At 45.5% G+C, this 5315-nt stretch carries 5 protein-coding genes; all 5 read right to left on the bottom strand.

Features of this window, described 5'->3' with window-relative positions:
* A partial coding sequence (locus AC1DUA_RS24485; RefSeq protein WP_477502244.1) for a hydantoinase/carbamoylase family amidase occupies positions 1-970 on the bottom strand: 970 nt, incomplete at its 3' end.
* A gap of 18 nt (positions 971-988) precedes the next feature.
* Positions 989-2353, bottom strand: a complete 1365-nt coding sequence (locus AC1DUA_RS24480; RefSeq protein ID WP_477502243.1) for an aminotransferase — start codon at positions 2351-2353, stop codon at positions 989-991.
* Between the two features lie 104 nt (positions 2354-2457).
* Positions 2458-3261, bottom strand: coding sequence for an ABC transporter ATP-binding protein (locus tag AC1DUA_RS24475; protein WP_477502242.1), 804 nt, complete (start codon positions 3259-3261; stop codon positions 2458-2460).
* A gap of 240 nt (positions 3262-3501) precedes the next feature.
* Positions 3502-4425, bottom strand: a complete 924-nt coding sequence (locus tag AC1DUA_RS24470; RefSeq protein ID WP_477502241.1) for a S66 peptidase family protein — start codon at positions 4423-4425, stop codon at positions 3502-3504.
* 105 nt (positions 4426-4530) lie between these two features.
* Entirely contained in the window at positions 4531-5274 is a 744-nt protein-coding gene (locus AC1DUA_RS24465) for a tyrosine-type recombinase/integrase (RefSeq protein ID WP_477502240.1), read from the bottom strand.
* Between the last annotated feature and the right edge of the window lie 41 nt (positions 5275-5315).

The raw sequence follows: 5315 nt of genomic DNA, 5'->3' as shown, positions 1-5315 counted from the left end.
AGGTAAGCCCATGCTCCCTGGAAACGTTCTCGATCACACTCAACAATTCCGTTTCGAGCGCATTGCGACGGGATAAATCGATATCGCGCAAGTCAATCGTGAAGGACACTTTCTCGGGAATGATGTTCCGGGAATCCGGAAAAACAGTCAGTGAGCCCACTGTTCCAACGGTCGGAGCACCTGGTACTTGCTGCACAAGCTCGTTGAGCGCAACAATGATCTTGGCACAGCCCAGCAGCGCGTCATGGCGCATCGACATCGGCACCGAGCCAGCATGCCCTGCAAAACCGGTCATCTCAACTGTGAGCCACAACGGACCCGAAATGCCCGTAACGATACCGATTGGCTCATTCAACGCTTCGAGGATCGGTCCTTGTTCGATGTGCAGCTCCAGGAATGTGCCGATGCGTCCTTGCTGAAACGTATAACCTTCGAAATCTGCAGGGTCACAGCCGAATTCTATTAATGCTTCCCGGCGGGTAACGCCGGTTTTATCCATCCGCTCGAGCTCATTGTCTTCCAGCTTGCCTGTCATTCCACGGACACCGAACAAGCCTTTATTGAAACGGCATCCCTCTTCATCACAGAACGCCACAACCTCGATATCGCACTCAGGTGTTTGACCAGCATCTACTAGAGTTTGAACCACCTCAATCGCGCCAAGCACACCAATTGCGCCATCGAATCTTCCACCATACGGCTGTGAATCGATGTGCGATCCAAGCATGAGGACTGGAGCATCTGGATTGCGACCTCTCATCTTCCCAATGAGATTGGCGAATGGATCGATGTGAGCTTCCATGCCCGCAGCTTCCATCCACTGTTTGACAAGTTCCACGCCTTCACGATCTTCCTTGGAGAGCGCCAACCGGCACACGCCAGTTTCACCGATTTTTCCAATTTGTGAAAGTTCATAAATATGCCGATGTAAACGTGAAGTGTTAATTTGTATCCGAGGGGTTGTAGACAATGTCCTTCATCCTTTCTCCTAATTGGCATCGAACACAGCAAGTAAAGTGTCTACGATAAATGAAATATCCTCATCTGTTGAAGAGAATGGCGGGCTTAAGGTAAGAATGTTTGCGTAACCAGGAACGGTATCCCCATTCTTCCCGATCAATAGCCCCTTTTGCTTGCAAGCCGCAATGATGCTCATTACCCGCTCTGCTGTTGCAGGCTGCTTGGTCCGCACATCTTCAACTAGTTCAATACCCATTGCCGATCCAAAAATTCGAATATCACCTATATGCGGATGATTCATCAGTGGCTTCAAGCCGTCTGTAAAAGCTTTACCGATATGAGCGGAACGTACCACCAAATTTTCTTTTTCTAAAATTTCAATATTTTTTAACGCAACAACACAGGACACTGGATTGCCGCCGAACGTGTTAATATGGCGTAAATGACTTGTGGGATCTTGGTTATTTTTGAATGAATCATACAATTCCTCTGAAACAGCCGTAGCCGATAGCGGTGAGTAAGCGCTTGTCATGCCTTTGGCCATCGTTACAATATCTGGTCTTACCCCATAATTGAGATGACCGAATTTCTCGCCGGAACGGCCAAAACCGCAAATCACTTCATCAACGATGAGCAAAACGTCATACTTATCACATATGCTGCGAACCGTCTTCAAATACTCGTCCGGTGGAACAATCATGCCTCCTCCCGTAATAACTGGCTCCATAATGACTCCAGCAACGGAATCTGGTCCTTCCCACACGATGACATCTTCAATGGCCTTGGCACATTGCAGACTGCAGCTTCCCTGCTTTTGGCCGAAAGGACAACGATAGCAGTACGGAGGTGGAACATGCTGGAACCCCACGCCAAGCGGTTCATATTTCAGCTTGCGCTGTGCTTGCCCCGTTGCCCCTAGTGCCCCCATTGAATTCCCATGATAGGCGCGATGCCTCGAAATGAACTTGTGCTTCGTAGGCTTCCCATTTTGATGGTAATATTGCCTGGCGATTTTGAAAGCCACTTCATTAGCGTCCGAACCCGAGTTAGAGAAAAAAATCCGATAATCGCCATCCAGCCACTCATTGATTTTCGCAGCCAGCTCGATAGACGGAATGTGAGATTGCACCATGGTGGCATAGGCAAGCTTCATCATTTGTGCAGCAGCAGCCTCGGCAATCTCCTTCCGTCCATGACCTACATTCACGCACCATAACCCGGACATGCCGTCCAAATAACGGTTGCCGTCCACATCGGTCACCCAGCTCCCTTCACCGGAAGCAAGTATCATAGGATTCTCGTTATGTGCAGCCATATGATGCCACACATACTTGCGATCTTTCTCAAGCAGCTCCTCCTTGGTCGGCAGATCACCCATTTCATTACTCGGCATAGAAAGCCTCCTCTCCTCGTAATCCTTGCAAAAAAAATCTCCTATCTTATTTCTATGTATAAAAAGAGAGAGACATCCCTTGGGGGCAATGTTAAATGTTTATTTCATTCAGATTTATGAAATTGCCCCTTGTATAAGCTGGTTTGAATGGCTGCGGATAACACCTGAAACGGGTCTGATTCTCGAGTTTGTGCGGTTCGTTCCTCTCCAAGACCAACGTGATGAATCGCGTGTATGCGTCCAGGATGAGCCGTTAAGACAAGGATTCGATCCGATAGGAAGACGGCTTCAGAAACGCTATGAGAAACAAAAACGATGGTTTTCTTCGTTTTTTTCTTAATCGCAAGCAGTTCGACTTGCAGCTTATCCTTCGTAAACTCATCCAGCGCCGAAAAGGGTTCATCCATAAACAATATAGGCGGATCCAAGGATAAAGCACGCGCAATAGCGACTCTTTGCTGTATGCCTCCACTTAGCTGCCAAGGGTAATAATCCTTAAACTTGGTCAAACCAACTGTTTCAAGCAGCTGATCGACCGTATGTCTATACTCCGAGCGGCTTTGACCTAATACCTCGAGGGGGAGTTCAACATTCTCCTGCACGGTTCGCCACTCAAATAACGTTGGTTGCTGCAGGACAATTCCGAACTTTCTGCGCAAGCGTACTTCCCGCGGGTGCTCTTTCTCAATGATAATTTGACCGCTGGACGGCTGAAGCAAGTCTGCCATGATACGCAGCAACGTTGATTTACCGCAGCCCGTTGGGCCAAGCAAGGATACGAATTCATTTTGGTGCACATCGAATGTGATGTCCTGGAGGACTGTCACTTGCCTCCCTTTTTTTCCGAACACCTTACATACGCCATCCAATGATATTTCCACCTTTTGCCGAGAAAGCTCTGAATTCATCATGCTCCTCCTCAACTTGACCCTATCACTTTGTTATAGATGTGTTATTTACAATAACTGTATATGTTATATTATATAACACCTTGGGTGTATTACATTATACAAAGTGTTCCGAAATTAATGGGAAAACAAGACAGAGTGTAAAGTCTTCCCTCTTGAATTCAAATAACCCTGTCTCCTATTAGAGTCAGGGTTATCACATTCATTACATAATTAATATTATGTAAACAAATTTTCATGCTACATTTTAACTGTAGGTTCTAGAACTGTAAGGGTGTTATTGAATGTATCGAGATCCACCATAGCTCCGATTGGAATTGCAGCTTTATAAAATCCATGCGCTGTACTAAAATTCGTCATGAGAGGCTTGCCTAGCGGGTACATAACACCGTTGATTAGATCCTCGTAATTCGTTGAATACGAAACAGAACAATTCGTGCATTGGCCCATGATAATCCCTTGGCAATGTTGGAACTTGCCAGCCATGATCAATTGCGTCAAATAGCGATAAATCGTATTCGTTGGTTCATCTGTCTCTTCGATAATCACGATTTTCCCTGTTGTGTTTATTTCATACGGCGTTCCTAGGGATCCTACGAATGAGGTCAGATTTCCTCCGACAGCTTGCCCTCGTACATTGCCTTGCACTAAGCTTTTTAACTGCATACCAGGTGGATTTTGAATCACTCTGCTTTGTGATATAGTCGATGTTGCCGCGAAAAACTGATCAAAGTTATACGCTGGTGTAGTAGCGGTAAAATCAATTAAAAGAAGGCTCTGGAAGGTTATTAAATTTGAAAACTGATTGAGTACATTCAATAAGATGGTAATATCGCTGTAACCTGTAATGATTTTGGGATGTTTGTTAATCAACTGATAGTCCAAATACGGTAAAATATCTCTTACCCCAGTGCCTCCCCTGGCCGGCAATATCATTTTGACCTGAGGATTTGAAATCATTGCCATGAAATCTTCTGCGCGCTGCTGAGCTGAGGAAGCAACGATTCCACCGTAAGAATACGCATATTTCCCCACAAGCACTTCAAATCCCATACCTTCGAGTGTTGATATTCTTGCATCAATGATACTAGCGTCTAGCGGACTTCCTAMCGTAACAATTCCTATGGTGTCACCGCCGCGTAAGATGGGGGGTTGCATGGCCATTTGGATGCCTCCTACCAATGCCCTTAATGCTAAGGTTTAATCCCTCTGTTGCCTTATATGCGCCGAAAAAGAAAAATATGACCTTAATTTAACTATTTTATATCGTTATATCCCCATCCCGGCGGACTTCCCTTGTAGCTCGGCATAATGCTTCTTAAGTTCTTCAAAATGTTTCTCCGCGATTGTTTGAATCATCCGAATGCTGATCCGGCGCCCAAATTGTGAGACGAAAAATGGCTGCTCGCCTTTGTTGCGTGAATCCAACCGCTCTGCCAGCGCTTTATTCAGCACTTTTACCAATTCATCCGGTAAAGGAATTAAGCGCCATTTTCGACCTTTACCATATACAAGCAATGACTTAGTCGTCAGGTTAAAATCCGATGTATTTAATCGATGCAGCTCACTTACCCGAAGTCCTGCGTAACTCATCAAAAGAAACATGGCTACATTGCGAATCTGATATTTTCCCTCAATCGATTGCAGGAAAACAGACAGCAGTTGTTCGCTTAGGAACGTTGGGATTTGATTCTTCTCGACCTTCGATTTCTTAATGTTGAGAGAGGGATTGTTCGTCGCCAATTGAAGCTCGATCAATGCGGCGAAAAAAGTCCGGATCGATGACAAGTATCGATTACGTGCAGCATCGCCTGCCCCGCCCTGACGCATCTTAGTCAGAAATCGCATAATATCTATGGCTTCTATGTTAGATAAAGATTTATCCATCGACGAAAGAAATAATCGAACATCACCTAAGTACGCTTGCTGCGTTCTTTTGGTAAACCCCTGATCCTTCATCCAGGTATCAAATAGCTCCAAATAGTCGTCATCATACTCCAATCCTTGTCCCAACCTCTTTCACTCCGTCCGTTAGAATCTAAGTTGCGTTAAAT

The sequence above is a fragment of the Paenibacillus sp. 01T422 genome (assembly GCF_056398785.1).
This window is presented reverse-complemented; position numbering and strand designations above follow the sequence as displayed.